The organism is Porticoccus sp. GXU_MW_L64, assembly GCF_052983295.1.
This window is the reverse complement of record NZ_JBRKJK010000001.1, coordinates 367,955-393,549: the sequence shown is the minus strand read 5'-3', so window position 1 is coordinate 393,549 and position 25,595 is coordinate 367,955. Positions and strand designations below refer to the sequence as shown.

Genomic DNA, 25,595 nt, shown 5'->3' with positions numbered 1-25,595 from the left:
TAGGAATGTCTGTTGTGATCAAGCAGTCGGCAGAGCTGTTGTACAAAGATGAGTTGGACAGGCTTCGGCAGGAAGATAGTGGTGATTGTCCTCCAGGCTGGCAATTGTCGGGTCAAGCCGTGTGCTCATTTATTTTGGGTGACAAAAAGTTAGGAATCACCCAGAAGTTTTATGGAGACGACGCTCTAGTAGAGCGAGCCGTTGTCACTTTGATGGGACACCAGAGCCTGCTGCTGGTGGGTGAGCCTGGTACCGCCAAATCACTTTTATCTGAGCTGCTAGGAGCTGCAATCAGCGGAGATTCCCAGAAAATTATTCAGGGCACAGCAGGCACGACTGAAGATCACATTAAGTATTCATGGAACTATGCCTTGCTTTTGGCGCAGGGGCCCAATGAGCAGTCCTTAATTCCTGGTGCAATCTACAATGCCATGTCCGAAGGGGCGATTGCCCGCTTTGAGGAGGTGACTCGATGCCCGCAAGAGGTGCAGGATGCTTTAATTTCTCTGATGTCAGAGAAGCAAATATATGTACCTGAACTTAGCAGGGCACAGAGTGCCAAGCCAGGTTTCAATATTATTGCCACCGCCAACTTGCACGATAAGGGCGTTAATGAAATGTCCAACGCATTGCGCCGCCGTTTCAATTTTGAAACGGTGCGACCCATCCGTGACCCTGAATTGGAAAAAACGCTGATCCGATCTCAACTTGCTAAGCGATTCGAAGGGGCTGCTCCGTCTGGCGAACTGGATGATGCCCTGCTGGATATTTTGGTCGCGGTCTTTAACGACCTGCGCGGTGATAAACAAGCAGCGGTCAAGTCGCTAGATGCGGTACTGTCTACTGCTGAAGCGGTGAACGTGGCCTACGCTTGTTGTTTACAGCACCACTATATGGGTGGCGAGCTCGACTCTGGTCATATTGCCCAACAACTGCAAGGTGTGGTCATTAAGGATAAAGAAGAAGAGCGCAAAAAGCTGGCTCACTACCTAGATGTGTTTGTGCGTGAACGAGCCAGAAAAGACGCTAAATGGAAAGCGTTTTTCCAATCAGGTAAATCTTTGTGGATGAACTGACCAGGCAGTTGGTCGCCAGTCGGGAGAAGCTACTGAATCCCGACGATATCAGCTGGGTTCCCATACGTCACCACAGTCCGGCGTGCGCCTTTTATCTGCAGCAACTGCTCGACCGGTATCAACCCGACAAAGTGTTTATTGAAGGTTCTGTGGATTTTAACCGGCAGGCAGCAGCACTTTGTGACCAGAAAACAGTTCCACCAGTAGCGCTCTATGGTGGCGATGGTTTCTACCCGCTCTGTGATACCAGCCCGGAATGGGTGGCGCTGCGTTGGGCTGGTCAGCAAGATAAGCCCTTTCGATTTATCGACCTTCCTCTTAATCACCCTGGCTGGAACCGGGAGCGAGAAGGCGAAGCTCGAGGAGGGTTTTTGCATGAATCCTATCTGCAACACAGTGAGTATGTCACCAGGTTAGCCAGCGAGCTTGGCTGCAGGCATGGCGATGAGTTATGGGAGCGTTGCTTCGAAAATAATGAGTTCGGCGATGCCGAACAGTTTTTTGAAACAGTATTTGATTACTGCACGCTGGCTCGGATGACCTATTCGGCAGAAGGGGTGGATGCTTCAGGTGACGCTACCCGAGAAGCTTTTATGGCGTCGGAAATTAAGCGCCAGTTAGCTCCCGGTGAGCGATGTGTAGTGGTTACTGGTGGTTTTCACAGCTATGGCCTAATGCAGCTCAGCACAGAATGTGATCGCCAGTCGGAAGAGGCGTGTGAAGAAGCACAATACAAGGATAGTTGGCTGATTCGATACAGTGAAGATCGGCTCAGAGCCGGTAATGGATACAGTGCCGGGATGCCTTCCCCGGGTTTTTATTCCAAGAGCCTAAAAGCGCGGGCTCAGCAAAAAGCCGAAGGTATTGAGTACCATTTCTTGTTGGATGTTCTTGCTTCGCTCAGTGAAGAAGAACCTTTAAAGAGCGCATTAAATACCGCATCTAAACAAGCCATTACACATCAGGTGATTGGTTTAGCCAGACTGAGATCTCACTGCCGGGTGGGGTATTTCGACTTGATGGATGGCTTGCAAAGTGTCCTGGTTAAAGGGGAGCTTCATGCACACAACCCACTGATCGCGAGAATTGAAGAGCGATTGGCCGGCAATCTGTTAGGCAGTGTCAGTGACGATCAACCACCATTGCCGCTGGTTGCAGACCTGCACCGGCGATTGAGGCAATTGAAGTTCAAGTTGGATTCTACTAACAAGAAAACCACCAAAATTTCTCTGTACGGGGCACCGGAGTTGTCGACGCGGCGCGCGCTGTTGTATCAGACTCAATTTTTGGAATTGGGATTTGCCGAAAAGGGCAGTGGGCCCAATTGGCGGGATGGAATCAATCTGAATAGGCAGCACGAGGAGTGGCAATATGCTTGGACTCCCTGGGTGGAAGCGCAACTGGTGGACTTAAGTCAGCAAGCTCCTACGTGGGATAAGCTCTTGCAGCAGCGTATTTCACAGCGATTGGATGAAGTAACCACTGAAGATCTGGCATCGCACCAGAGGTTGTTTACCCAGTTGTTGCTCATGAACAGCCTGCAGGATGCAAAGGGTGTCTGGGTGTTATTGGACAGCGCTGTAGCGGACTGTACTGATTGTGAACAGTTATCCCAATTGTTGACCTTGTTGCTCAGGCAACGCCAGGTGAATGCAACGCTATTTGAGACCTACGCTGAGCCGTTGAGGAAGCTTTCGCTTGCTACCTGGGAACAGTTGATGTTTGCCTTGCCAACAATCAATAAGTTGGAGTTGGAGGCCGGCTTGCGTGTGTTGCTGAGTATTCAGGAGCTGACTCGTGAGTTTGAGGGGCTATTTGCGGAGAGCTGGCTCATCCGATGGCAACAACGGCTGCAATGGTTAATTCGCTTTGGCGACCTGTCGTCCGGACTATTGTTTGCTTGCAAAGCGATATTGGCGGAGCACAGGGAAGCGAGCAAAGAGCAAGTAGTTGAAGAGCTGATGCAGCTTTTGGAGATTGACCAGGAATCTGCGTTCGATGCACTTTCTACTGTGATTAAGGTGTACCCTCAGTGGCTCAAGGATAGTGGTCAGGGAAGTGTATTGGCTATGCTGAACCAACTAATTGAGACCTGGCCCGAAGAGCGATTCCTGAAGGGTCTACCGGATCTTCGGTTTCTGTTTAGCCACCTGGACCCGGGACATGTTGAACAGATCAGTTCACAGCTTTGCGCGATCAATGGTTGGGCAACTACGCCAACACTATTCCATGAGGAGATAGACGGTCGGCAAGTCATGCAGGCGCAAAAGTTGTGGGGTGAATTGCTGGAGGAGCTGAGAAGTAGGGGGCTGGACCATTGGCTGGAGAGCTAGAGAGCCGCTGGCGCCTTGTACTGGGGCGCTTCGCTAATAAGAATCTTTCCGATGAGTCGTTGAGCAAAACACAGCGTGCTCAGGATAAAGTGCTTGAGCAATTGTACAAAAAGCGGTTGGAAGGCCGAGGCATGAACGCCTCTGGCACACTGGACGATACCCAGCTCCAGGTAGTGGATTGGTTGAGTAAAACGGATCGCTTGTTCCCCACAAAAGTGAGAGAGAAAATCCAGGCTCACGCGGTGGAGGAGTTTGGCATCAAGGAAGTGTTAAAAAATAAACAAGCCTTACAGCAGTTGGAGCCCAGCCTTGCACTGTTAAAACAGTTGCTCTCTATCCGGACTGAGTTGTCACCGGAACTGCTTCAGGAAGTGCGCCGCATTATCCGCCAAGTGGTTGATGAACTATACGCCAAGCTGAAACCGGTATTCGATCGGAAAATCAGTGGTCGGCTAAATCGCCACCAAAGCTCACCGCTGCCGGTAATGGCCAACCTTGATTGGAAAAAGACCATTCGTCATAACTTAAAGCATTACGACCTGGAGCGTCGCATGCTTATGATTCAACGGGTATTTTTCAGTGCTAGGAATCAGAGGCATATTCCCTGGCGGGTGGTGTTATGCATTGACCAGAGTGGGTCAATGATGGACTCCATTATCTATAGCGCAATCATTGCGGGTATTTTGGCGAAGTTGCCTTCTGTGGATTTTAAGTTGGTTCTGTTTGATACCAGTGTGGTGGACCTTTCGGATCAGGCAGATGACCCTGTTGAAGTGTTGTTGGCGACCCAGATGGGAGGCGGTACCCACATCAAGAAAGCTTGGCAGTATTGTGAATCGTTGGCTGAACAGCCATCCAGAACCATTGTGGCGACTGTCAGTGATTTCGAAGAGGGAGCATCGCCAGCAGAGTTGATTGGCCAGGGAAAGAGCATGATTGAGTCTGGCATAAAGATGTTAGGGATAACGGCCCTGACGGCGGACTCTGAGCCTTTTTACAACACTACCATGACTGCCCGGCTGTCTGCGGTAGGTATGAGTGTGGCATCGCTAAGTCCGGATACGTTTGCCGACTGGCTGGCTAAGGAGATGGAAATCTGATGATTAACTCTTCGCAGCTGGAAATGATTGCCAGTGCTGGAGCATTGCGTAGGGCCCGGAAGTCCCTCGATAAGGCGCCACTGACTTGGCTTGAAATCGATGATGCAAGTCGAAAGTTTGAGTTTGATGGTCACCAGGGAGTGATTTTTCTGGAGCACATTGAAACCAGCCAGTGTAGCTGCCCGGCGACTGGTGTCTGCAAACACATCGTTGCAGCGGCATTGGTACATCTCGATGACGAACCATCGGTTTCGTATGCGCCACCGGTGTTCGAGCTGCCGGAGCTGATACGTGAGTCTGGCAAGTTGGCTGGCCGATACGTATGGAAGCAGTGGAACAGTCGCTGGGAAAAACTATTTGACTCGCAGCAGTCTCCGGACCCTGTGCCTACAGAACAACTGATTCCCAAAGATCTGGACTTTGAACGCAGAGAGGATCATTGCCAGCTAGCCTGGGAAGAGTATAGAGCCGTGATAGGGGATGGAAATGGTATAGCAGCAGTTGTTCTGGAGCAGGGAGGGAATCAATACAAACTGTTGGCGGCTCTTTTGTATATGGCCTGTATGAGGCAAGAAATACACTGGCCGGACTGGTTGCGTCAGGAAGATATTACGAAACAACAATCAGAGGAAGAAAAGCTCAACAGTTGCCAAGCGGATTTAAAGTGGGAAGTGGTCAAACTCTGTGGCCACGGCAGCCGCAATATACGCAGCGATAATTTAATTGAGTTGCTCGCTATGGTGCCGAGACTCAAAACGGCTGGGGCCAAGTCTATGGCTAATAGCGTGTTGGCGTTAGCAGAGCAAGTTGAGAGGCGAGAAAGCGACAAGGGACTGGACCCGTCGACAAGAATTTTCAAGCAACTCGTTGAGTTGTACGCACAATGTGAGTCAACACATATGGTGGATAAGGCTCGTGATAGTGAAGTTGTGGATCTCCACTTACTGTGTCTTGGTGGAATATCCTGGCTATCTGAAAACGGCGCCTTGGGGTTGACCATGTTGTTTTTATCAGCGGATGGCAACTTACATAAAGCCAGCGTATCTAGAAGTCAGCCCGGTGGTGGTTTTTCGGTGAATAATACGTGGCAAAACACCGCTTTGTGGCAGGGTGCTCCGTTAAATCAGCTCATGCCAGGTAAGCAAATATTGCTGAAGCATGCCTCAGTTAACCAGTGGGGCTCGTTAAGCCTAAGTCAGAAAACAATATGTGAACCCATAGAGAATAAAGAGTTTGGTTTGGTTGCTATTGATGATTGGCAACAGCTGAAGAACATTGATGAATACGGGTATGCGTTATTGTCTGTAAAGCGCTGGTTGGCTTGCGATTTTCTGGAGTCTTCCCAGCAACTGGTGATGCAACTTGAAGATCAGAAGGGGCAGTTGCTCTTGGTGAAGCAACGATATTCAGCTGAATTCAAGGACCGAATTGCCAACCTGCAAACGGTGTGGGAGCAGCAACCAGATTATCTGGTGGTCAGGCATATTCGCGAAAGCAGCGAGCATATATTTGAACCTGTCATTATTCACCACAAAAGGTGGGTTTCTCTCGATTTTGAGGAAGCACCTAAGCATCGTCGATCTTTGCTCAACCGGTTCCTCGCCAGAATGGCTGCTAAAGGTGATTCACCGGCAGAGATCGGCGATGACTTGTCAGCGCTCTTTGAACACACTGTGAAGGTTTTGAGCGAGTATCCGGCTATTGCGAAAGAAGAACTACAGGGTATTGCTGAGCGGCTGAAGGCACTTGGTTTAAACGCTATGAGTGAAATCACAAACGATGTGAACTTTACCTCGGAGCAATGCTTACGCCTTGCTTACATGGCAAGTTCATTGTCGCGCCTTAATGCGAAGTGGCCGATTATAGTAGAGTCTCCTTGCAACGATCATGAATCGTAAAATAGCGTCAAAATACCTTTAATCTCTGTTAATGATGTGTCACTAAAAACAGAAGGCCGCCGTGTATTCATTAAGCACTTGAGATTATTAACTTGGTGTTCCTTAGGGGGAATAAACCAATAGCCTTTATTGTGTTTGTGTAACCACAGAGTTAACTCTTTCTCCAAACAGTTATCCTCTGTGTCAGGGGGTCTGTTGTCAGACACTAATATGGCGATAAGCCCTTCCCAACGATCACACCGTTCGATCAATTTACGGACAGTCTTGGCTTGGTAGTTGTCAGGTGCCTCTTCCAAGCTTTGCTTAAGGCGGTTTAGGTCGAGTGAGTCAGTACCAATTAATCCCTGTTTTGCAGCTTTCACCTCAGCAGGAATGCCATGAGTTAATTTTTGGTACAAAAGATCTTGATATCCTTCAACCTTAAATCTGCTGGCCGCAATCAAAGTGGCGTGCCGTATTTTGGGGCTGGCATGGTTAAGGTACGGTTGCAATAGTGGCCAGTCGGAGACACTACCTGTTTCGCCGAGACCTAGAACAGCTGGTAGAAGTTTAGGTGAGTCTTGAGCTAAATGATTTTTGTATAGGGAGTGGCCATTATCTGCACCCTGTTTCTTCAGGTAAAAGCGAGCACACTCTCTAACTCCGCGGCTCGTATCGAGTAAGCAATCGCGCAGTACACCGGTGCTTTGCGCCAGATATTGTTCTGCCAGTAAGTAAATAGATCGCTTACGGACAACATTTAACGGGTCTGACAGTTTATGGCATAGATGCTTGAACAGCTCATCTCCGCTCAATACCTCTGGTGCCAAGCTCAACCCCTTGATTCTGATAATTGGATTCCGACTTTCATTTGCTGCTACCAAAAGCGGCTGTTTGTCTGACAGTAGCCTGTCGCAAATGCCATAAGCCACTCGGGCCTCACGATGGTTGCCACTACTTACACAAAACAACAATTTGGGTTGTGCTTCGGGCGTAGCCAAATGGCTCTCTATGTGTTTGATCAGTTCATGGTGGTCAGTTCTGGATTGATGTTTTAGCTGATCCAGTAGTAGTAAGTATTTGAGTATCTGGTCTATCGACAGTACATCCAGTTGTTCTGACAGCGAGGTGTAGGCAACTAGCCGAATCTTGTTTACCCAGTCATTGGCGCGAACGAACAGCAGTGGAATTGCGTCATTAGGTGAGAGGGCAACCAGCTGTTTCAGCGCCTTTTCGCGAACACGGCCATTGAAATGGCATGACAGTAGAGTGAGAGCCGTTAATTGCTCTTGTCCACTCCAGTTAAATTCGTTGAGTTGTGAAGGTGCGAAGTTGTACCAGGGCTGTAATTTGGGGGATGAATAGCCATAGAAGCGCCGCCGCAAAGCTTCATCCAGCCAGCTCCACTCATGTGGGGGAAGCTTGGCCAATAGCGCCGTGGCTTTTCGCAAAACCGCTTGCTGTAGTTCAACATCTTGGGCCACTATTAGCGGTGCTATATCTGGTAGAGCTGCATAAGACGCCAGGTTGTTTAACAAGGCTACCCGATCTGTTGTTTTCGGCTTTCGAGTAAACAGTGAGGTAATGGTAGTTGGATTATCTTGATATAGCCTGTTTATAGCTGTTTTTTCATTTGATGTTAGCTGTCTATTCATGATCCGTATTGCTGTGAGTGACTTCCATTTGATCTGAGTGTTCGTTTAGCAGAGATAACGCCAGATCTCTTATCTCTTGATGCATGTGAAGCCGATTTAACCAGCCTGAGTTAATGCCTGCAACACCATAATAAGCCCCTGCAATCTGCCCGCATATGGCTGCAGTGGTGTCTGCGTCATTCCCGAGATTGGCTGCAGTCAGAATAGCCTCGTCAAAGCTCTGTGTATGCGCAAAACACCATAGCGCTGCTACAAGGCTTTCAACTACATACCCGGACCCTTTGATTTCATCAATAGCCTTGCTCAGGTAGGCGCCATCCGCTATTTCTTGAATCTTCTTTGTTTCTGGCTGATAGATGCTGCAAGAGAGTATTTCAAAACTGGGTAACGTAGTAAATGTGCCCAGCGATAAAATCGATCAGCCAGTCTTAAAGACTCTTTCTGGGTTACTCAGCAATAGTGGGCATCAGCTGTTAAATATGGCTGATCAGCTCAAATTGGAGGCTACGGAGCGGCAACGATTACTTACAGCTGGCCAAAAAGCGGCTGAAGTCCTTAAGGGATTAGATGTCAGTGTTCAGATTGAGCTGCTCCAGACTTTTAACGTTCGAGTGGAGGTGTCCTCATCTGAGATACGGGTTTCACTAAATCAATATGCTCTCATTAGTCACCTGCACAGTGGGCCTGATTCAAAGGAGCGAGAGCTGGCTGACATTAACTTCTCAATTCCAACCAAACTCAAAAGGGCTGGTATAGAAGAAAAACTGATCATTCCCTTTGACACTGAAGAGACTAACTCTCCAGATCCAACATTGGGCAAAGCTGTACTCAAGGCCTTTCAGTGGCTCCACCAGCTACTGACTGGACAGGTCAAATCCATTGAAGAGATAGCGGCTAAGGAAGGTCTCTGCTCGAGTTACATTGGTCACCGACTTCAGCTTGCGTTTCTATCGCCTCAGGAAGTCACTGCGCTTGTAGAGGGCAGGGCGATCAACATATCTTTGAAGTCATTAAAGGATAAGCAAAAGCTGCCACTCTCCTGGCAAGATCGCTAGCTCAATCCTCCCGTCATTCATCTACCCGAATACAGTTAGTCCATATCAAGTCAGCTCGAATTGGGCTACACGTTTTGCTGTTGCTCAGCTAGAGCAGAATGGCAAATCCAACCTCGAAATCGCGAACTGAGAATATGCGAAGATTTTGGCGGAATTGGCGCCTCAGAGGTCAGTGTTGGGGCTTTTTTGGGTGGGTATAACAGGGGTAAATTTTTGATAATTAAAATAAAAAAGCCGAGCTCTGGATTTCTCTAGAAGCTCGGCTGACTGCGTGGCGGTGGGGCAGGGATTCGAACCCTGGGAGGTATTACCCTCAACGGTTTTCAAGGGCGTCCCGCTACTCATTTGTACACAGCTAAATGCGCTGCAAACCAACTAGCTCCGATACTATCAACGGTCTGCGGTGAGAGTCAAAGAAATAATTTGAGTGAGTATGAGCCCACCTGTGGTACAAAACTGTGACAACTGCTATTTTTTGCTTATCAAGCGCTCAAAAGCGGTAGTCGAACAGCCCGCAGCTAAGAATATGGAGTTTCTTTATGGGAGATTGGATACTGATTTTCGGTGGGGCACTCATGGGCATATTTGCCTGGGAGCTTTACAAGCATGACCGAAAGCAAGAGAGGCGCAGGAAGGAGGATAATGGTCGCACCCTAGATTGGGATGACGACTAGCAAAGCTTGCTAGCCGCTTTGCTCGCGCCCGCTGCCGGTAAAGTCTTTGACTCTGACACCTGGCTTTCGCTCTCTTGGCGGAACAGCCTCACCATGCCGATATTTTACGATCCTTACTAATAGCCCCGGCTCTTTAATGCGGGCTTTCTTCTCAAGTGACCTGACTCTAGCTTTCATATTCTTTTCTCCAAATCATCAAGGCGCTTCTCAAGCTCTCTGGTTGAGCTCATGTCATGGAGGATCTTCAAGATGTAGGCGAACTTGCTGGCGTCTACGACTTCGATCTCACCGTTTCTGGCCTCTCTGAACACTCGCTCAAGATTGTGCTGAATGCCCTCAATTGTTTTAAGTGATGGCAAACGCTTCTTTGTACCCATAGTAAATCTCGATAACTCAGTAAATTAGGGGGCAGGGCAACGATTTGGTATGGGGAAAGCGACCGCTAAGGGCCGCTTTTCTCTGGCTATTCATCATTGTGAACTATCTTGGGGTTGACCACTTGAACACCCCCAGGGCGCAGCCTTCGCATTTCCCGCTCAACATACTTGCGGTAGTTCAGGTCACTACTCATTCGCCTGTTTCCGTACTCATCCTGTGCGAATTGCAGTCGCTTCAGGTAATCATCGTCAGACGTTGGCACTCCATCGATGTTCTGCTGTATTTGATTTAACTGAGATTCAACACTCATTACTTGGCCTCCAATGATTCAAACTCTGCGTCAATCTGCCGCCAGATGTTATTCAAGCTTTCCGCCAGGCTTCTCTGGCCACCAAATAGGTAATCGATAATAAATATTTCCACCCATCGGCCTTCGGTTAACTGGTTGCGGCGAGCCATTGGGTAGGATTTGTGACCCAGGTGCATGAGGAAGTTATCGAGATCAATTTTAGCTTCTGGCTGCCCTTGCTGGAGGCGTATTCTGGCCTCGGTGATTTCGACTCGCTTATTTTTTGCCTTTGCCTGGTAGCTGGTCATTAAACTATGAAACTCGTGGAGCTTCTGTTTAACCTCAAAAGGTGATGCGCCGAACGCCTCTAGCTGCAACTCAATTTCTTTCAGCTGCTCCTGGAGCTTGGGGCTTGGATCAATGGATGCTTGGGCCTCTATGCGAGATCTTTCCTGAATCAAGGCTCTTTCTTCGCCCCTTGCTCGTCGTGTCTCGATATCCTGCCACTGTTCTTTTTTGTTGCTGGCTTGCGATGCCTTACTGGCTAACTCTTTGGCCTCTGCCTTAAGCGCCTGTAATTGCTGAATATCAGCTGATGATAGTTTCATGTTGGTGCTCCTCATGGTTTAAGTATTGTTTTCTGTTGCACTGCGTTTGGTTGCCAGTAGTGCTTTTGACTTGAGCTTGCTGGCTGAGTAGCTCATACCCTGAATGTGAGCATTTTTGCTGCGCTCTTTGGTCAGGTATGAGCACCTGTAAACAGCTTTCTCAATAGCCTCTTTGTCGCCTCGCTTAATGTTCAAGTATGGGTTTGGCGGAATTTTCACCAATCCCAGATCCAGGCAGTCCTGCCAGCGATACCGGATCTTCGATATGACATAGTGCGATTGCTGAACCTTGTGGCCATCAAGCATCAGGGCCACATGCCAATGGATGCCTTTGGCCCTGCTTCTCTCAACGACCCAGAAGTGGCCAACATTTGTCATTCGGTAATGCCCCCTTAGCCATTGCTTAAGCCAACGCAGCAGACTTTCAACATCTCTGTTACTCACCTCTGAATCTTTGTGAGAATTTAGATCAACCCTAAGTAACAGCACTTTGCTGTGGTGCTCTAGGCTACGATTGAATTGTTCGATAAATCTGTCTAACAACATTGGTATGCACCGGTACTCATCATCAGCATTGATTGGATAGGATTTGCCTCCGTATTCGTGCAACTCCGATCGCTTTCTCTTAAATCTCGCTTCGCTCATTGGAACTGCTTTGCAGTGACTCCGTTTATGTGAACTTTAAATAACCTACCTTCGCAATCTTGCCGCTCAACCCTTAGCCCTTGGCATTAAAGGGGCGCAGCGCCAATTGCTTGGATTTTTTCGGTGTAAGATCTTTGTTCACATTTCTGCGCAGTTTTCTGTCAGAACTTTTTGCCTTTGCTTGTAAATTACTGGGTTAAATTCCCCATACCAGCGATGGAGCTGGGATGGCCTACCGTGCCTATTGATATGCCTACACGCTGGCAGATAGTTGAAAATTTCAATTCCAAACTTGATGCACTTTGGCCTCAGGTCTTTAACAACTTGCGGTACATTGATGGCCCCTGCACCCGCAGCTATTTCGTGGGTCAAATTAAATGGATTCGATAGGATGTATGCCAAAACGGATTTTTCTTGCTCTGACTCACCCAGGCTTTTTAGGCATTTCTCTAGTATTGGCTGTGGCACCAGCTTAAAATTACTCATATCGCGGCTACCCCTAATAGCAGTGATTTCTGAGTGGTCTGACTTGTGGCGAGTCAGGCCACTTTTCATGTGACGGTTTAAAAAGGCGTTGATCTTCCCTTTATTCACTGGCGCTCCGCTGCTTGTGTACACAGTTGAGGCACAGCGACTCGATAACTTGGGGTTAAGCTGATCGCCTTTGAGGCTCTGCCAGATATTCAGCAAGACCATCAATGTGGATCAAAAGAGTCTTTCCCATTCGGGAAGTAAACTTAGAAAAGCCGTTGTGCTCTCGATTTCTTAAAAGCCAGCGGAGTTGGTTTTCGGATGCGAGGTCAGGGTAGGTTTGAACAATGTGGTCAACTTTCTTCCACTTGCTCAGATCCTTGTAATCTATGGGGGAACTCATTTGTAAATCTCCTAAATCGTAGAGGTTCGGAACGTTCAGGTGATAATTTATGAGTTGATTAGAGCTAGATGTAGGGGGCGGACTGGACGACGGCCACCCCCTAATTGTGAGATTTTGAGTATGTGTTGATTCGTGTGGTGATGTCGGTTGTAGAAAATTCTACTTGCTTTAGCGCCTTGCCGTAGAGAATGGCAAGTCGGTGAAACGGGGAGTAGGTGTGGCACTTCTTGGGGACTTTCTTGCCCTGCATTTCCCACCAGGCAATGAGCTCTCCCAGCCAATCAGAATCGCAGGGCGAGGGTGCTTGCGGGAAACTGTCAGACAGTTTGTTAGCCTGCCTGACAACCTCTCGTAGCTGATTCATTTCCTCGTCAGTAATACGCCGTAGATGAGGCGGATAATTTTGATTTGTTGCTTTATTGGCGATGAGTAATTTTGTTGCCGACAACCTCAGATCTGCCACTGCTTCCGGAATGATAGAACCAAGCTGTCCATCTGCCTGACTTTGCCTCCGTTTACCCAATAGAGCGCCAGCGATAAGCAAACCTATTGCCGATTCCCAAGGTACTTTTTGTGTTTCAAACTCATTCAAGAGCTCCTCGCTGGATCGCAGATTGACTGGGATTCCGCTCCGATGAAGCTCTAGCAGTAATAGTTCGGCGTCTTCTCTAATGTGTTGCATTTATCCAAAAAGCTCCTGTACTGCAGCTTTAGCTTGATCCTGCTCAAGGTGGGCATATCTCTGTGTTGTGGCGATTGTTGTGTGCCCTAGAACTTCTTTCACTGTCGCCAGCCTTTCCCCGTTGTTCAGCAGTAGGGACGCCGTAGAGTGCCTGATGGTATGGAATCTAACGTGCTCATTAGGGTTGTCAGGATTCCACATCCCGCAGTCTATTCTGGCCCGCTTCCAGATTTCGTGAATTCTGGTTCTTGGCTGTAATGGATTGCGACCAGGGAATACAGGCAACCTGGAAAAGTTGATGGGGATGGCTGCCCCTTTGTCTTGTTGGCTAAACTCCTGTAGTAAATCGTATGCCTCGCCAATAATGGTCAATGTGCGCGGCTTTTTGGTTTTAGTTTCTCTAGTCAGGTAGATTGCACCGTTCTTGAAGTCCACCTGCCCCCAGCGCAGGCTCAGTAGTTCTCCTAAGCGCGCTCCCGTGCAAAGTGCAACACATACTAGAAGCCACATCCTGTCCCAGTGCTGGGCCACACAGGCCGTTCTAAGCGCGGGGATTTCATCAAGGGAGAGCCACCTTTCAAGGGTGTTGTTTTCCTTTCGGTTTTTGATGTCTCTGCATGGGTTTCGATCGAGCCAATCTTGGTCAACCGCATAGCTAAAAACGGCACTCAACTCTGTTTTGTACCGGTTGACTGTAGCAGGTGTGGGCAGCTTCTTGGTTTGCTTGCTTACAGTGGAGGCAATTCGATCTAGGTGATCTTTTATGACTCGCTTGTGTAGATCCTTGAGTTTTAAGGCTCCAATGGCTTCGTTCCAGTATGCGAGCCTGCCTATGGTGGGAATCGACCCCGAATGCGCTCTAATCGCGTCTGAGACGGTTTTGTCGCCACAGCCTAGGGTTGGGTCGTATTTGAGGGCTGTTAGCTCTCCCTCAGTTTTTTTAGCCCATTCCTGGGCTGCCTTTTTGGTGGGGAATGTCGCTGTGCGCTGACGAAAACCTTGCTTGCGGATGATTGCGCAATAAGAGACGCCTTTCTTGCCTTCGCGTTTACGGATGGTAGCCATTAGAACTGTCCTCAAAACTAATCAAATAATTTGAGGCAAATGACAGAACTGGCACGGTGGTGTGCCAAAAGTGTGACAAATGCCTCGCCTTGTTGGTTTGAACGTTCCGAACAGAACTAAGCATTTTTTTGTGTAGCCCTTGTAGTACAAGGGGTAAGTGGCGGTGGGGCAGGGATTCGAACCCTGGGAGGTATTACCCTCAACGGTTTTCAAGACCGCCGCTTTCGACCACTCAGCCACCCCACCGTAAGGTGCGCAATTATAGCGGGTAAAACGAAAGGCACAAGCTCAATTGCGCACGTGCTTGTGCCTTTTTTGTCAGCTCGCCGGGCTGTCCTGGCGCTTGGCGCGGGGGTCGTTGGCCGGGCGGGTGAATTCGCTGGTTTGGACCTGAACTGGCGCCGGTTTGCTGGTGTCCAGTGCCTGGGCGCTGGACTGGCTGGCAGTGATGTTGGTGACTTCTACCTTGGCAATTTTGCGCGGGTTTTTACGCGGGTCATTGCTGGGGCGGGTCAGTTCTTCAGTGGCTGCGGCTTCCACTTGCGGTTGCTCTGCTTCGGCTTGCAGTTGCTGGTCGCTGTCGGTGGTTTGTTCGGCTTCTGCGACTGTTTCCTCGGCACTTTCCTCTACACTCACCTCGGCGGCCACAGCTGCTGCTGGTGCAGATTTTTCTGTAGCTGGTTCCGCAGCTACTGGATCTGGCTCTGCTTGAGCAGGCTCGCTGAAAAGGTCGCTTTGGGTTTCCACCGGCTTTTGAACGGCTACTTCTGCCACATCCGCTTCTGGCTCGTTTTCTACAGCAGTTACAGGTGTTTGCGCTGTTGCTTCCTCGGCTGGCTGTTGTTCAGCGGTCGTTTCGGAAACCTGCTCAACAGGCATTTGTTCAGCAGGAGTTGATTCAGCTGCAGGCAGTTCTACTGGAGCTTGATCGGCAGGTGCAACCTCCACGACAGCTTCTTCAACCGGTGCTTCGGGAGCGGCTGTTTCGACAACGGGTGTTTCAGCTGCAGGAGTTGGTTTAGCTTCTACAGCAGCTTCAGGTTGTACGGACGGTGCTTTTTCGGTGGTGGCATCAGCGCTTGGTGCAGCGGTCATTGCCAGCAGCTCCGGGGACACGTCGCGGCGCTCGCGCTTGCGGCGCGGATTGCGGCGTTCACCGTTGGGGCGGCGTTTTGGCCCTTTATTCTGGCTCTGGCTGTTATCAGCCTGTTGAGTGTCAGCGGTGTTTTGTTGTTCTGGCTTGCTGACCTGTTGTTGGCTGCGCTTGTTTTGGCCTTGAGTGCGCTGTTCGTTCTGACGGCGGTTGTCGCGGTTCTGATTGCGGTCCTGGTTACGATCAGAGCTGCGATTCGAATTGCGATCTTGGCCGCGATCCTGGTTGCGGTTTTGATTGCGTCCACTGCGGTTGTCGTGACTCTGTGCCTGACGATTGCGGCTCTGGTTGCCACGGCGATTGCGATTGTCACCACGACGATTTTGCGAGTGGCGGTTACGGGCTTGCTGGTTGCGGCCCTTACCGCGATTGTTGCGGGTATTTTTCGGTTCTTCCTCTTTGCCAAACAGGGCATTGAGGATGCGCTTCAGCAGGCCGGGCTTTTTGTTGGTCGCTGCCTTGGTTTTGGCGGGCTGCTTTTCCGGAGTGGGTGCCGGTGCGGTGCGCACCATGCCCTGCACCGCAGGCTTGGGCAATTCTGTCGGGGTAACGGGCGCGGCAAGACTGTCGTTGGTAACGGTTTCCGGGGTGATGCTGTCCGCCAGTACGTAGCTGTATTCTTTGCTGACGCCATCCTGTTCGCGCAGGCGCTGCACTTCAAAGTGCGGGGTATCCATGTGGTTGTTGGGTATCACCACCACACGGATGTTGTTGCGCTTTTCAATATCGCTGATTTCGCTGCGTTTTTCGTTGAGCAGGAAGGTGGCGATTTCCATCGGGGTGATGGCGCGAATTTCCACGCTGAACTCTTTTTGCGCTTCTTCTTCCACCAGGCGCAGGATGGACAAGGCGAGAGAGCGGGTGCCGCGAATGGTGCCCTGACCGCTACAGCGGGGGCACACTTTGGAGGTGGTTTCCTCCAGAGAGGGGCGCAGGCGCTGGCGGGACATTTCCAGCAGGCCAAAGCGGGAGATTTTACCCACCTGGACGCGGGCGCGATCAATATCCAGGGCACGGCGCATGCGGTTTTCCACTTCCCGCTGGTGCTTGCTGGCGTTCATGTCGATAAAGTCGATAACAATCAGTCCGCCCACATCCCGCAGGCGCAACTGGCGGGCGATTTCATCGGCGGCTTCCAGGTTGGTCTGGAAGGCGGTTTCCTCGATGTCACTGCCTTTGGTGGCGCGGGCGGAGTTGATGTCGATGGAGATCATCGCCTCTGTGGGGTCGATAACGATGGAGCCACCGGAAGGCAATTTCACTTCCCGCTGGAAGGCGGTCTCGATCTGGTTTTCCACCTGGTAGCGGGTAAACAGGGGGGTGCTGTCTTCGTAATCGCGAATCTTGCTGTGGAAGTTGGGCATTACCTGCTGGATAAAGGCGCGCGCCAGGTTGCAGGCGTCCTGATTGTCGATGATGACCTCGCCAATATCCGGGCGCAGGTAGTCGCGAATGGCGCGAATGATGATGTTGCTTTCCTGGAACAAAAAGTGCGGCGCGCTGGAGCTGTCCGCCTCGTTTTTGATGGTGGCCCAGAGTTGTGCCAGGTAGTCCAGGTCCCATTGCAGTTCTTCCGCAGAACGGCCAATACCGGCGGTGCGAACAATGGCCCCCATGCCTTTGGGAATGTTGAGGTCGCGCATGGCTTCGCGCAGTTCGGAGCGTTCTTCGCCTTCAATGCGGCGTGAAATGCCGCCAGCGCGGGGGTTGTTGGGCATCAGTACCAGGTAGCGCCCCGCCAGGCTGATAAAGGTGGTGAGTGCCGCGCCCTTGTTGCCGCGTTCCTCTTTTTCCACCTGTACGATCACTTCCAGGCCTTCTTTAACCACGTCCTGAATGCGGATGCGGCCCTGGATTTCGTTGGGCTTTTTGCTGAAGTATTCGCGGGAAATTTCTTTCAGAGGCAGGAAGCCGTGGCGCTCGGCGCCGTAGTCCACAAAGGCGGCTTCCAGGCTGGGTTCTACGCGGGTGATTTTGCCTTTGTAGATATTGGCTTTTTTCTGTTCGCGGGTGCGGTTTTCAATGTCCAGGTCGTACAGTTTTTGGCCATCGACCATGGCCACACGCAACTCCTCCGGGTGAGTTGCATTGATTAGCATACGCTTCATGTTTGTGTCCTGTGTGCGTTGTTATGGCACAGCAGGCGGGGCTTACAGTCAGGAAAGAGGGCAGGGCAGAGAAGGCAACAGAGGGCACCATCGGGCAAAGTCGATGGCAATTGCATGGGTTAGTGATGCAGTTTGTCTGTGCTTCTTAACGTTGTTGTCATCTGGGTATTCAGTCGACTTTCGCTGTGATTCTCTGTTGTTGTCCGATGTCTTTGTCTGGGTCGCGCGCACTGGGCTATCTGAGCCCTGTTTACTGTTGTTGCATCGGCTGTATGCCGGGCATGTCGGTTGGCGCACTCGCCATCGGTTATGTCAGGGCAGTCAGCCAGATGTCATATTGTCTGCTGGCTTTCTGCGCTCTGTTTCTGCGTGTTATCTCTGTTTTCTGTTTCTGTTAGGCCCCGCACCTGTGTGCGGTTTCTTTTTGCGCCTGCCAGCGGTGTTCAGGGTGCGGGCAGGGGCGTTAAAATTTGTGTTAAGGGCACATGTTCAGTGATAAATGTGCCATACATTTTCTGTCGATTAACTGTCGCGTGGTCTTTTGGGATATAAACAGCGTCCAGAATCCACGGGACGGCCGACTATAACAACAATTGCTAACCCCTTCAATATAAAGAAGAAAAAACATCACCCAAACGGAGATACCTGTTAGAATGCGCGCCATTTTCAGCGGCCCGCAATAGACAGTGACCGACAGCGATATCCCCAACAAATTTGCCAATGGCCCAAACACTGGCGTGCGCCTGGTTGAAGTCACCGAGGACCAGGACGGTCAGCGCGTGGACAATTTTTTGTTGTCCCGCCTCAAGGGGGTTCCCAAATCGCGAATCTACCGCCTGTTGCGCAAAGGTGAGGTGCGGGTCAACAAGGGCCGGGTAAAACCGGAAACCCGCCTCAGCTGTGGCGATGTGGTGCGCATTCCTCCGGTTCGTGTTTCCGACAGGCCCGCCACTGCCGGCCCTGGTGTGGGTTTGCAAAAATTGCTGCAACAGTCCGTTGTGTATGAAGATGAGCGAGTGCTGGTGATCAACAAGCCCGCTGGTCTGGCGGTGCACGGTGGCAGTGGTATCAACCTGGGGTTGATTGAATGCCTGCGCGCCATGCGCCCACAGCAACACTTTCTGGAGTTGGTGCACCGCCTGGATCGGGATACCTCCGGCTGCATTATGCTGGCCAAAAAACGCAGTGCCTTGCGTTGGTTACAGGATGAAATGCGCAATCAGCGGGTGGTTAAGGAGTACACGGCCCTGGTGAAGGGGCGCTGGCCCGGCGACCGCAAGCGCATTGATGTGCCACTGCGCAAAAATGAACTCAAATCTGGCGAGCGCATTGTGAAAGTTGCCGCCGACGGCAAGGCCTCCGCCACCCGGTTTTCGGTGTTGCGCCGTTTTCAGCGGGCTACTCTGGTCAAAGCCAGGTTGGAAACCGGCCGTACCCACCAGATTCGTGTTCACAGCCAGTTTGCCGGTCACCCGCTGGCCGGGGACAGCAAATATGGCGATGAAGAATTTAACCTGTACATGAAGCAAGCCGGGCTGGAACGAATGTTCCTGCACGCCAGTACATTGCGTTTTCGCTTGCCGGACAGTGAGCAAATCTGTGCAGTAGAAGCGCCGCTGCCTCTGGAGCTGGCGACACCACTAGGGCAACTGAAAGAATGACCGAGCTGTTGATTTTTGACTGGGACGGCACCTTGAGTGATTCCCTGCCGCGCATTGCCTTTTGCATGCAGCGGGCCGCGGAAGACGGTGGTCTGGAGCCGCCAACCACAGAGGCGGTGCAGAATATTGTCGGCCTGGGTTTGTACGAGGCCATCGCCATCCTGTATCCGCAGTTACAGGACGATCGGGTTATTGAACAGTTGAAAACCGATTACTCCCGACATTTTCTGAGTAACGACAAAGTACCATCGCCGTTTTACCCTCGTGTGATGGGGACGCTGGAGCGGCTTCGGGAGCAGGGCTTTTTGTTGGCAGTCGCGACCGGTAAAAGCCGCCGGGGGTTGGATCGGGTACTGGCAGAGAAGGGCCTGGATGGTTTTTTTCACGGCAGCCGTTGCGCCGATGAAACCCGCTCCAAGCCCCATCCGCTGATGATTGAAGAGCTGCTGGTGGAATTTGGCGTGCAGTCCCGGCAGGCGGTCATGGTAGGGGATACGGAATACGACCTGGAAATGGCGGCCAATGCCCAGGTACCCGGGCTTGGGGTCAGTTATGGTGCCCACAGTGTGGAAAGGCTGGAAAAGCATGGCCCGTTTGCGGTAGTGGATTGCTTTTCTGAGGTTGAGGCGGCGATCCAGCGGCTTTGTTTATAAAGCAACGACTCAAAGACACTGGATTGCTTCGCTACGCTCGCAATGACGGCTGGGGAATTTATCCCGGGTAGCAGTGCGCCTGCGCGGGGATGACGAAGTGGCTGGAGTTAAGGTGTCGCTACACCGCTTTGCCGTAACATCTCACACAACCGAATCAACGGTAAGCCCACTAACGCCGTCGGATCGGAACTCTCCACTTTCTTAAACAATGACACACCCAACTGCTCTACCTTAAAACTGCCGGCGCAATCGTAAGGCTGTTCACGGTGCAAATAGCGTTCAATTTCCCCGTCACTTAACTGGCGAAAATACACCGTTGTTGTCACCACGTCTGTTTGTGACTCTCCGCTGGCGCTGTTGTGCAGGCACAGGCCGGTGTGAAAGCGCACGGTATTGCCGGATTGCTGCCGCAGTTGCTGTCTGGCGGTGTCAAAGTCGCCGGGTTTGTGGAGGATCGCGCCATTGCACTCCGCCACTTGGTCAGAGCCGATAATGCAGTGGTTGGGGTGCTGCTCTGCCAATGCGCGGGCTTTGGTTTGGGACAGCCTCAATGCCAGATCGATGGGGGATTCATTGGCCAGTGGTGTTTCATCCACCTGCGGAGACCGGCACTGAAAAGACAGGCCGAGGCGCTCCAGCAGTTGGCGGCGATAGGGTGAAGACGAAGCGAGCAGGATTTGGGTCATTCGGGACTCATTTTTTGGGGCTATTCTAACTGCCAAAACGGTCAAGATAGGCTTTGACTTATGATAGGCAGATCACTAGAATTGCGCGCCTATGTCAACACCCCCCCCGAACAGAGCTCTCCCGGCCATAGTTGATGCACGAAAATTGACTGGTCAGGGTGTGCGCCTGACGGGGTGTTTTGTCGCTTCGCAACTGCCCCGGTTGGCCAGTGCAGTTGCGGCTCTGCCGGAGCCTGTAGAGGTGAGCCTGGATTTCGCCACCGACGAGCAGAATCAACGGGTGGTTACCGGACGGGTAAGCGCCAATGTAACCGTTAACTGCCAGCGCTGCATGCAACCCATGGAACAGCAGTTACAGGCAGAGGTTGCACTTGGTCTGGTGTGGAGTGAGGAAGATGCGCCGCGCCTGAACCGGGATTTGGAACCCTGGGTGGTGGCGGACGACAGCGCTTCTCTCAGCGATATGGTGGAAGACGAATTATTACTGGCGCTGCCCTACGTGAATTATCACCCGCTGGGTGAGTGTTCGGCGTCCAGCCACTACTCTACCGGAGAGGTGGAGGTGGAAGAAAAGCCCAACCCCTTCCAGGTGTTAGAGCAGCTGAAAAAGAAATTGTGAATTGAATAGGCCATGGTGCCTTTTGATTCATATATAGAAAGTACATATAGATAGTAAATAGTCATCAGGAGAACATCATGGCTGTACAACAAAACCGTAAAACCCGCTCTCGCCGCGGTATGCGCCGCTCTCACGATGCGCTGGGCGAAGCCACCCTGTCTACCGACGCAGTAAGCGGCGAAAAGCATCGCCGCCACCACGTGACTGCCGACGGTTTCTACCGCGGTCAGAAAGTGGTTGAAACCGGTCGCGACGACTAAGTTAAGCTCTCCTTTTGCCTGATCGGTCACTGATTGCGGGCACATTTCTTTGACGGGCTTAATCAGTCTCGCTATCGACGCCATGGGCGGGGATTTCGGTCCCCGCGTCACGGTTCCTGCCGCCGCTGATTTTCTCAGCCGCAACCCCAATGTTGGTGTCAGCCTCTATGGTGACGAGGCGCAGATTCGCGCCTGCCTGCAAAAACTTTCCTCAACCTCAGCCTCAACCCCCGAGCGCCTTACCGTTGTGCACTGCGAACAGCAGGTGGACAACGACGAAAAACCTTCTCAGGCGCTGCGCCACAAGCGTGATTCCTCCATGTGGCAGGCGATTAGTGCGGTGGAGCAGGGCGATGCAGATGCCTGTATCAGTGCGGGCAATACCGGTGCTTTAATGGCCATGGGGTTGATACAGTTACGCCTGTATCCCGGTATCGAACGGCCCGCCATCTGCGCCGCGCTGCCCGCGTTAACACGCCGTACCTATCTGTTGGATGCTGGCGCCAATCTGGACTGCACGCCACAACAATTGCACCAGTTTGCTGCTATGGCCAGCTGTCTGGTGCGCACCCTTGATAATATCGACAGCCCTCAGGTGGGGCTTCTCAATGTGGGCTCTGAAGATCAAAAGGGTGCCCGGTGTGTGCGCGATGCTGCGGAACTGTTGGCGCAAGACAAGGCCATCAACTACCTGGGTTTTGTGGAAGGCGACGACATTTATAAAGGCACCACGGATATCGTGGTGTGTGATGGCTTTAACGGCAATGTGGCGCTGAAAGCCGGTGAAGGTGTCGCTCGAATGGTTGCCGAGCGCCTACGCGCCGCTTTCAGTCGCACCTGGTATACCCGTTTGGTGGCTGCCCTGGTAAGGCCGATATTGCTACACTTTCGTCGCTCTATAGACCCGGCCCAACACAACGGCGCCAGCTTTCTCGGCCTGCGCGGGGTGGTGGTGAAAAGCCATGGCTCTGCCTGCCGGTTGGGGTTTGCCCAAGCGTTACAGGTGGCACTTGAGGAGGCGCAAGCCGGGCTGTCCCGGCAGATCGAACAGGCTTTTGCCAGTGACAACAACAATGAAACAACAGCAGAGAATGACTTATGACTAACCAGCTCGCGTTTGTGTTCCCGGGGCAGGGCTCCCAGAAAATTGGCATGTTGGCGGATATCGCCGCCCAGTTTCCGGTGGTGCAGGCCACCTTTGAGGAGGCTTCTCAGGTACTGGGTTACGACCTGTGGGATCGTGTGCAAAACGGTGAGCAGGAACACATCAATCTCACCGAGTGTACCCAGCCGCTGCTGCTTAGCGCCAGCGTCGCCATGTGGCGCGTGTGGCAGGAAAAAGGCGGCGCGCAACCCTCTTTTATGGCAGGCCACAGCTTGGGTGAGTGGTCAGCGCTGGTGTGCTCTGGTGTCGTGGCTTTTGCCGATGCAGTGGATCTGGTGCGCTGCCGCGGCGCTTACATGCAAGAGGCTGTGCCCCAGGGCGTTGGCGCCATGGCTGCCATTATTGGCCTGGATGACGAGGTTATTGTTTCTGCCTGCAAACTGGTCAGCAATGGCGAAGTGGCGGTGCCAGTGAACTTTAATTCCCCCGGTCAGGTAGTGATTGCCGGTCACGCTGGCGCCGTAGAGCGCGCCATGGAAGCCTGTAAAGAAGCCGGCGCCAAGCGCGCCTTGCCACTGCCGGTGAGTGCACCTTTCCATACTCCGCTGATGCGCCCGGCGGCCGACAGACTGGCTGCCCAGATTGAAGCCACTCGTTTTGAAGCTCCGGCGGTACCTGTGATTCACAACGTCAACGCCCAAACCGAATCCGACCCGGCCGCGATCAAGGCACTGATGATTGAACAAATCTACAAGCCAGTGCTGTGGGTGGATTGCACCAAGGCGCTGAAAGCAGCGGGTATCGAGACCGTGGTTGAGTGTGGCCCCGGCAAAGTGCTCAGTGGGCTGTGCAAACGCATCGACCGCACCATCAAGGCGCTGGCTACTGAAGATGTGGCCAGCCTGGAAAACGCATTGGCAGAAGCCTGATGACATAATTTAAGGGGCCTAATTTAAGAGGGGAATAACCATGAGTGAACAAATTTTAGCGGGCAAAGTGGCCCTGGTAACTGGCGCCAGCCGTGGCATTGGCGCTGCCATTGCTGACGAACTGGCCGCCAAAGGCGCTACTGTAATCGGCACAGCCACCAGCGAGGGCGGTGCCCAGCGCATCAGCGAGCGTATGGCGGGCAATGGTGGGCAGGGCATGGTGCTCAATGTCACTGACCAGAAATCTGTGGACGACTTGTTGAAAGCCATTAACGAACAGCAGGGCGCGCCCACCATTCTGGTGAACAACGCCGGTATCACCAAAGACAATATCCTGATGCGCATGAAGGATGACGAGTGGTTCGATGTGATCGACACCAACCTCAGTTCTATCTATCGCCTCAGCAAAGCCAGCGTGCGCGGTATGACCAAAGCCCGCTGGGGGCGCATTATCAATATCACCTCGGTAATTGGCTCCATGGGCAACGTGGGGCAGAGCAACTACGCTGCCACCAAAGCCGGGGCTGCGGGCATGGCGCGGGCGCTGGCCAAGGAGCTGGGCTCCCGCAATATCACCGTGAATTCGGTGGCTCCGGGCTTTATACAGACGGATATGACCGATGAACTGGGTGAAGACGCCAAATCATCGCTGTTGTCCATGGTGCCGCTGGCGCGGCTGGGGCAGCCGCAGGAAATCGCTCAGGTGGTGTCCTTCCTGGCCAGTGACGCAGCCGCCTACATCACCGGCGAAACCATCCATGTCAACGGTGGTATGTATATGGGCTGATTTGGGCATCAAAGTGGCTCCATGTCAGCGCCATTAAAAATGGGTTACGCATTGGCAATTTTCAGGTACAATGCGCAGCCATTGTCGCCAGACAACAGTTATTCAAATACTACAGCCGTAGCAAAATGGCTGGGTAAACAACGTAAAATGCTTACCAATTAGGGGTGATATTACTCATGAGCAGCATTGAAGAACGCGTCATCAAAATGGTTGCCGAGCAACTGGGTGTTAAAGAAGAAGAAGTGAAGCCTGAGTCTTCCTTTGTGGAAGACCTGGGTGCAGATTCTCTGGACACCGTAGAGCTGATTATGGCTCTGGAAGAAGAGTTCGACACCGAAATCCCCGATGAGGAAGCGGAAAAAATCACCACTGTACAACAGGCCATCAGCTACATCAGCGAGAACCTGGACTGATACAGAACGGTTCGATCCGTACAAAAAAAAGCCGCCTTTGCTCGCAAAGGCGGCTTTTTTGCTTCTCCAGCCCGCCCGCTGTCATCCTGAGCGCAGCGAAGGATCTCGCCTTGCAGGTGGGTAAGAGATTCTTCGCTACGCTCAGAATGACAAAATGGCAGATTGGCATCTATATATAATCCGTACCGCGAACAGTGCTCTCTACACCGGCATCAGTACCGATGTAGAGCGTCGCCTTGCAGAACACAATAGCGGCAAGGGTGCCAAAGCCCTGCGGGGCAAGGGGCCATTGCAATTGGTGTACCGTTGTCAGATTGGTGATCATTCACAAGCGTTACGCTTGGAAGCAGCAGTAAAGAAACTCAACAAACAAAAGAAAGAGCAGCTGGTGGCAGGAGAGCTGGACGTTGATCAAGTAGCAGAGCTAGAAAACAATGGATGATATCCAACAGCAAATACAAGCGGAGCGCGATCCGGAGATACTAAAAGCCAAACTCAACCTGGAAACCGCCCGCGTCCACTGGCACGACCTGCAGCGCTTTTTTGCCTCGGGATCGGTGATCGCCATAGCGTCGCAGCTGGATATGACCGAAGTGGCAATGCAGATATCCCTCGATAACAGCGCCCAGATACAACAGTGGATGGCCAGCGGGCAGGTGGCTCAGGTAAGCGATCAACAGGCGCAGGGTTGGTACGCTGATAACAGCGCCCTGTGGACCTGCGTGGTCAAGCCCTGGGTGTTGGTGCAGGAGAAAGCCCATGAATCGAGCTGAGCCGGGTATTGAAACGCAAAGGATGCAGCTGTGTTGTATGGGTTACGAGGGATAGTGTGGTGAGGTATTTCGTTTGTGCTCGCCATTGCGAGCAAAGCGCAGCAATCTCCATCAGCTTATTGCCGCATTCACAAAGT

At 51.9% G+C, this 25,595-nt stretch carries 25 protein-coding genes and 1 tRNA gene; 15 read left to right on the top strand and 11 right to left on the bottom strand.

Annotated elements, in window-relative coordinates:
- Positions 1–5 precede the first annotated feature (5 nt).
- Genes ACVBEJ_RS01780 through ACVBEJ_RS01765 form a run of 4 tightly spaced genes read left to right on the top strand, consistent with a single transcriptional unit; the run spans position 6 to position 6,407 of the window.
- Positions 6–1,076, top strand: coding sequence for an ATP-binding protein (locus ACVBEJ_RS01780; protein ID WP_447127868.1), 1,071 nt, complete (start codon positions 6–8; stop codon positions 1,074–1,076).
- Positions 1,064–3,409, top strand: coding sequence for a DUF5682 family protein (locus ACVBEJ_RS01775; RefSeq protein ID WP_447127867.1), 2,346 nt, complete (start codon positions 1,064–1,066; stop codon positions 3,407–3,409). Before ACVBEJ_RS01780 ends, ACVBEJ_RS01775 begins: the two co-directional genes overlap by 13 nt.
- Positions 3,394–4,509 (top strand): VWA domain-containing protein, encoded by a 1,116-nt coding sequence (locus ACVBEJ_RS01770; RefSeq protein ID WP_447127866.1) that lies wholly within the window; start codon positions 3,394–3,396, stop codon positions 4,507–4,509. The genes ACVBEJ_RS01775 and ACVBEJ_RS01770 overlap by 16 nt, the downstream gene beginning before the upstream one ends.
- Complete coding sequence (locus ACVBEJ_RS01765) at positions 4,509–6,407, top strand: hypothetical protein (RefSeq protein ID WP_447127865.1); 1,899 nt, start codon at positions 4,509–4,511, stop codon at positions 6,405–6,407. The genes ACVBEJ_RS01770 and ACVBEJ_RS01765 overlap by 1 nt, the downstream gene beginning before the upstream one ends.
- Here ACVBEJ_RS01765 and ACVBEJ_RS01760 read toward each other — a convergent pair.
- Both ACVBEJ_RS01760 and ACVBEJ_RS01755 read right to left on the bottom strand, forming a co-directional pair.
- Positions 6,395–8,041, bottom strand: coding sequence for a HEAT repeat domain-containing protein (locus ACVBEJ_RS01760; protein WP_447127864.1), 1,647 nt, complete (start codon positions 8,039–8,041; stop codon positions 6,395–6,397). The two genes, ACVBEJ_RS01765 and ACVBEJ_RS01760, sit on opposite strands and share 13 nt — an antisense overlap.
- A complete protein-coding gene (locus ACVBEJ_RS01755; RefSeq protein WP_447127898.1) occupies positions 8,034–8,375 on the bottom strand; it encodes an ADP-ribosylglycohydrolase family protein in 342 nt (113 codons plus the stop codon). Before ACVBEJ_RS01755 ends, ACVBEJ_RS01760 begins: the two co-directional genes overlap by 8 nt.
- Before the next feature lie 22 nt (positions 8,376–8,397).
- Between ACVBEJ_RS01755 and ACVBEJ_RS01750 the strand changes: the two genes are divergently transcribed.
- Entirely contained in the window at positions 8,398–9,096 is a 699-nt protein-coding gene (locus tag ACVBEJ_RS01750) for a hypothetical protein (RefSeq protein WP_447127863.1), read from the top strand.
- 847 nt (positions 9,097–9,943) lie between these two features.
- On the opposite strand, the gene ACVBEJ_RS01745 is transcribed toward ACVBEJ_RS01750, so the two are convergent.
- The 8 genes from ACVBEJ_RS01745 to rne all read right to left on the bottom strand — a co-directional run bounded on the left by ACVBEJ_RS01745 (position 9,944) and on the right by rne (position 17,572).
- Positions 9,944–10,147, bottom strand: a complete 204-nt coding sequence (locus ACVBEJ_RS01745; protein ID WP_447127862.1) for a hypothetical protein — start codon at positions 10,145–10,147, stop codon at positions 9,944–9,946.
- A gap of 310 nt (positions 10,148–10,457) precedes the next feature.
- On the bottom strand, positions 10,458–11,045 hold the full coding sequence (locus ACVBEJ_RS01740) for a hypothetical protein (RefSeq protein ID WP_447127861.1): 588 nt from the start codon (positions 11,043–11,045) through the stop codon (positions 10,458–10,460).
- A gap of 18 nt (positions 11,046–11,063) precedes the next feature.
- The gene (locus tag ACVBEJ_RS01735; protein ID WP_447127860.1) at positions 11,064–11,690 is read right to left on the bottom strand and encodes a YagK/YfjJ domain-containing protein; all 627 of its coding nucleotides are present in this window, start codon (positions 11,688–11,690) and stop codon (positions 11,064–11,066) included.
- A 138-nt stretch (positions 11,691–11,828) separates the two neighbouring features.
- On the bottom strand, positions 11,829–12,284 hold the full coding sequence (locus ACVBEJ_RS01730; RefSeq protein WP_447127859.1) for a hypothetical protein: 456 nt from the start codon (positions 12,282–12,284) through the stop codon (positions 11,829–11,831).
- A gap of 380 nt (positions 12,285–12,664) precedes the next feature.
- Positions 12,665–13,156: a hypothetical protein gene (locus tag ACVBEJ_RS01725; protein ID WP_447127858.1), complete on the bottom strand. Its 492-nt coding sequence runs from the start codon at positions 13,154–13,156 to the stop codon at positions 12,665–12,667.
- 90 nt (positions 13,157–13,246) lie between these two features.
- On the bottom strand, positions 13,247–14,311 hold the full coding sequence (locus tag ACVBEJ_RS01720) for a tyrosine-type recombinase/integrase (protein WP_447127857.1): 1,065 nt from the start codon (positions 14,309–14,311) through the stop codon (positions 13,247–13,249).
- Positions 14,312–14,469: 158 nt separating this feature from the next.
- Positions 14,470–14,557: transfer RNA gene (locus tag ACVBEJ_RS01715), tRNA-Ser, on the bottom strand.
- Positions 14,558–14,629: 72 nt separating this feature from the next.
- Positions 14,630–17,572, bottom strand: a complete 2,943-nt coding sequence (gene rne / locus ACVBEJ_RS01710) for a ribonuclease E (protein ID WP_447127856.1) — start codon at positions 17,570–17,572, stop codon at positions 14,630–14,632.
- A 686-nt stretch (positions 17,573–18,258) separates the two neighbouring features.
- On the opposite strand from rne, the gene rluC reads away from it, so the two are divergent.
- Both rluC and ACVBEJ_RS01700 read left to right on the top strand, forming a co-directional pair.
- Entirely contained in the window at positions 18,259–19,233 is a 975-nt protein-coding gene (gene rluC / locus ACVBEJ_RS01705) for a 23S rRNA pseudouridine(955/2504/2580) synthase RluC (protein WP_447127855.1), read from the top strand.
- Positions 19,230–19,886 (top strand): HAD-IA family hydrolase, encoded by a 657-nt coding sequence (locus ACVBEJ_RS01700; RefSeq protein WP_447127854.1) that lies wholly within the window; start codon positions 19,230–19,232, stop codon positions 19,884–19,886. Before rluC ends, ACVBEJ_RS01700 begins: the two co-directional genes overlap by 4 nt.
- Before the next feature lie 107 nt (positions 19,887–19,993).
- Here the strand turns inward: ACVBEJ_RS01700 and ACVBEJ_RS01695 are convergent, their stop codons facing one another.
- Positions 19,994–20,572, bottom strand: coding sequence for a Maf family protein (locus ACVBEJ_RS01695; protein ID WP_447127853.1), 579 nt, complete (start codon positions 20,570–20,572; stop codon positions 19,994–19,996).
- Between the two features lie 145 nt (positions 20,573–20,717).
- Between ACVBEJ_RS01695 and ACVBEJ_RS01690 the strand changes: the two genes are divergently transcribed.
- The 8 genes from ACVBEJ_RS01690 to ACVBEJ_RS01655 all read left to right on the top strand — a co-directional run bounded on the left by ACVBEJ_RS01690 (position 20,718) and on the right by ACVBEJ_RS01655 (position 25,458).
- Positions 20,718–21,191, top strand: coding sequence for a YceD family protein (locus ACVBEJ_RS01690; RefSeq protein WP_447127852.1), 474 nt, complete (start codon positions 20,718–20,720; stop codon positions 21,189–21,191).
- Positions 21,192–21,268: 77 nt separating this feature from the next.
- Positions 21,269–21,451, top strand: coding sequence for a 50S ribosomal protein L32 (gene rpmF / locus ACVBEJ_RS01685; RefSeq protein ID WP_447127851.1), 183 nt, complete (start codon positions 21,269–21,271; stop codon positions 21,449–21,451).
- Positions 21,452–21,500: 49 nt separating this feature from the next.
- Positions 21,501–22,553: a phosphate acyltransferase PlsX gene (gene plsX, locus ACVBEJ_RS01680; RefSeq protein ID WP_447127850.1), complete on the top strand. Its 1,053-nt coding sequence runs from the start codon at positions 21,501–21,503 to the stop codon at positions 22,551–22,553.
- On the top strand, positions 22,550–23,485 hold the full coding sequence (gene fabD, locus ACVBEJ_RS01675) for an ACP S-malonyltransferase (protein WP_447127849.1): 936 nt from the start codon (positions 22,550–22,552) through the stop codon (positions 23,483–23,485). The genes plsX and fabD overlap by 4 nt, the downstream gene beginning before the upstream one ends.
- A 40-nt stretch (positions 23,486–23,525) precedes the next feature.
- Positions 23,526–24,272, top strand: a complete 747-nt coding sequence (gene fabG, locus ACVBEJ_RS01670) for a 3-oxoacyl-ACP reductase FabG (protein ID WP_447127848.1) — start codon at positions 23,526–23,528, stop codon at positions 24,270–24,272.
- A 176-nt stretch (positions 24,273–24,448) separates the two neighbouring features.
- Positions 24,449–24,685, top strand: a complete 237-nt coding sequence (gene acpP, locus ACVBEJ_RS01665) for an acyl carrier protein (protein ID WP_289155138.1) — start codon at positions 24,449–24,451, stop codon at positions 24,683–24,685.
- 154 nt (positions 24,686–24,839) lie between these two features.
- On the top strand, positions 24,840–25,127 hold the full coding sequence (locus ACVBEJ_RS01660; RefSeq protein WP_447127847.1) for a GIY-YIG nuclease family protein: 288 nt from the start codon (positions 24,840–24,842) through the stop codon (positions 25,125–25,127).
- The gene (locus ACVBEJ_RS01655; RefSeq protein WP_447127846.1) at positions 25,120–25,458 is read left to right on the top strand and encodes a DUF2288 domain-containing protein; all 339 of its coding nucleotides are present in this window, start codon (positions 25,120–25,122) and stop codon (positions 25,456–25,458) included. Before ACVBEJ_RS01660 ends, ACVBEJ_RS01655 begins: the two co-directional genes overlap by 8 nt.
- Positions 25,459–25,595 lie beyond the last annotated feature (137 nt).

Excerpts from the sequence above, each read along its gene's own strand:
- fabD (WP_447127849.1), top strand. The coding sequence starts at position 22,550 with ATGACTAACCAGCTCGCGTTTGTGTTCCCGGGGCAGGGCTCCCAGAAA.
- ACVBEJ_RS01750 (WP_447127863.1), top strand. The coding sequence starts at position 8,398 with ATGCTGCAAGAGAGTATTTCAAAACTGGGTAACGTAGTAAATGTGCCC.
- ACVBEJ_RS01740 (WP_447127861.1), bottom strand. The coding sequence starts at position 11,045 with ATGAAACTATCATCAGCTGATATTCAGCAATTACAGGCGCTTAAGGCA.
- ACVBEJ_RS01720 (WP_447127857.1), bottom strand. The coding sequence starts at position 14,311 with ATGGCTACCATCCGTAAACGCGAAGGCAAGAAAGGCGTCTCTTATTGC.
- ACVBEJ_RS01660 (WP_447127847.1), top strand. The coding sequence starts at position 24,840 with ATGGCAGATTGGCATCTATATATAATCCGTACCGCGAACAGTGCTCTC.
- fabG (WP_447127848.1), top strand. The coding sequence starts at position 23,526 with ATGAGTGAACAAATTTTAGCGGGCAAAGTGGCCCTGGTAACTGGCGCC.
- ACVBEJ_RS01780 (WP_447127868.1), top strand. The coding sequence starts at position 6 with ATGTCTGTTGTGATCAAGCAGTCGGCAGAGCTGTTGTACAAAGATGAG.
- ACVBEJ_RS01695 (WP_447127853.1), bottom strand. The coding sequence starts at position 20,572 with ATGACCCAAATCCTGCTCGCTTCGTCTTCACCCTATCGCCGCCAACTG.
- ACVBEJ_RS01655 (WP_447127846.1), top strand. The coding sequence starts at position 25,120 with ATGGATGATATCCAACAGCAAATACAAGCGGAGCGCGATCCGGAGATA.
- acpP (WP_289155138.1), top strand. The coding sequence starts at position 24,449 with ATGAGCAGCATTGAAGAACGCGTCATCAAAATGGTTGCCGAGCAACTG.
- ACVBEJ_RS01745 (WP_447127862.1), bottom strand. The coding sequence starts at position 10,147 with ATGGGTACAAAGAAGCGTTTGCCATCACTTAAAACAATTGAGGGCATT.
- ACVBEJ_RS01700 (WP_447127854.1), top strand. The coding sequence starts at position 19,230 with ATGACCGAGCTGTTGATTTTTGACTGGGACGGCACCTTGAGTGATTCC.
- ACVBEJ_RS01760 (WP_447127864.1), bottom strand. The coding sequence starts at position 8,041 with ATGAATAGACAGCTAACATCAAATGAAAAAACAGCTATAAACAGGCTA.
- rpmF (WP_447127851.1), top strand. The coding sequence starts at position 21,269 with ATGGCTGTACAACAAAACCGTAAAACCCGCTCTCGCCGCGGTATGCGC.
- rne (WP_447127856.1), bottom strand. The coding sequence starts at position 17,572 with ATGAAGCGTATGCTAATCAATGCAACTCACCCGGAGGAGTTGCGTGTG.
- ACVBEJ_RS01735 (WP_447127860.1), bottom strand. The coding sequence starts at position 11,690 with ATGAGCGAAGCGAGATTTAAGAGAAAGCGATCGGAGTTGCACGAATAC.
- ACVBEJ_RS01765 (WP_447127865.1), top strand. The coding sequence starts at position 4,509 with ATGATTAACTCTTCGCAGCTGGAAATGATTGCCAGTGCTGGAGCATTG.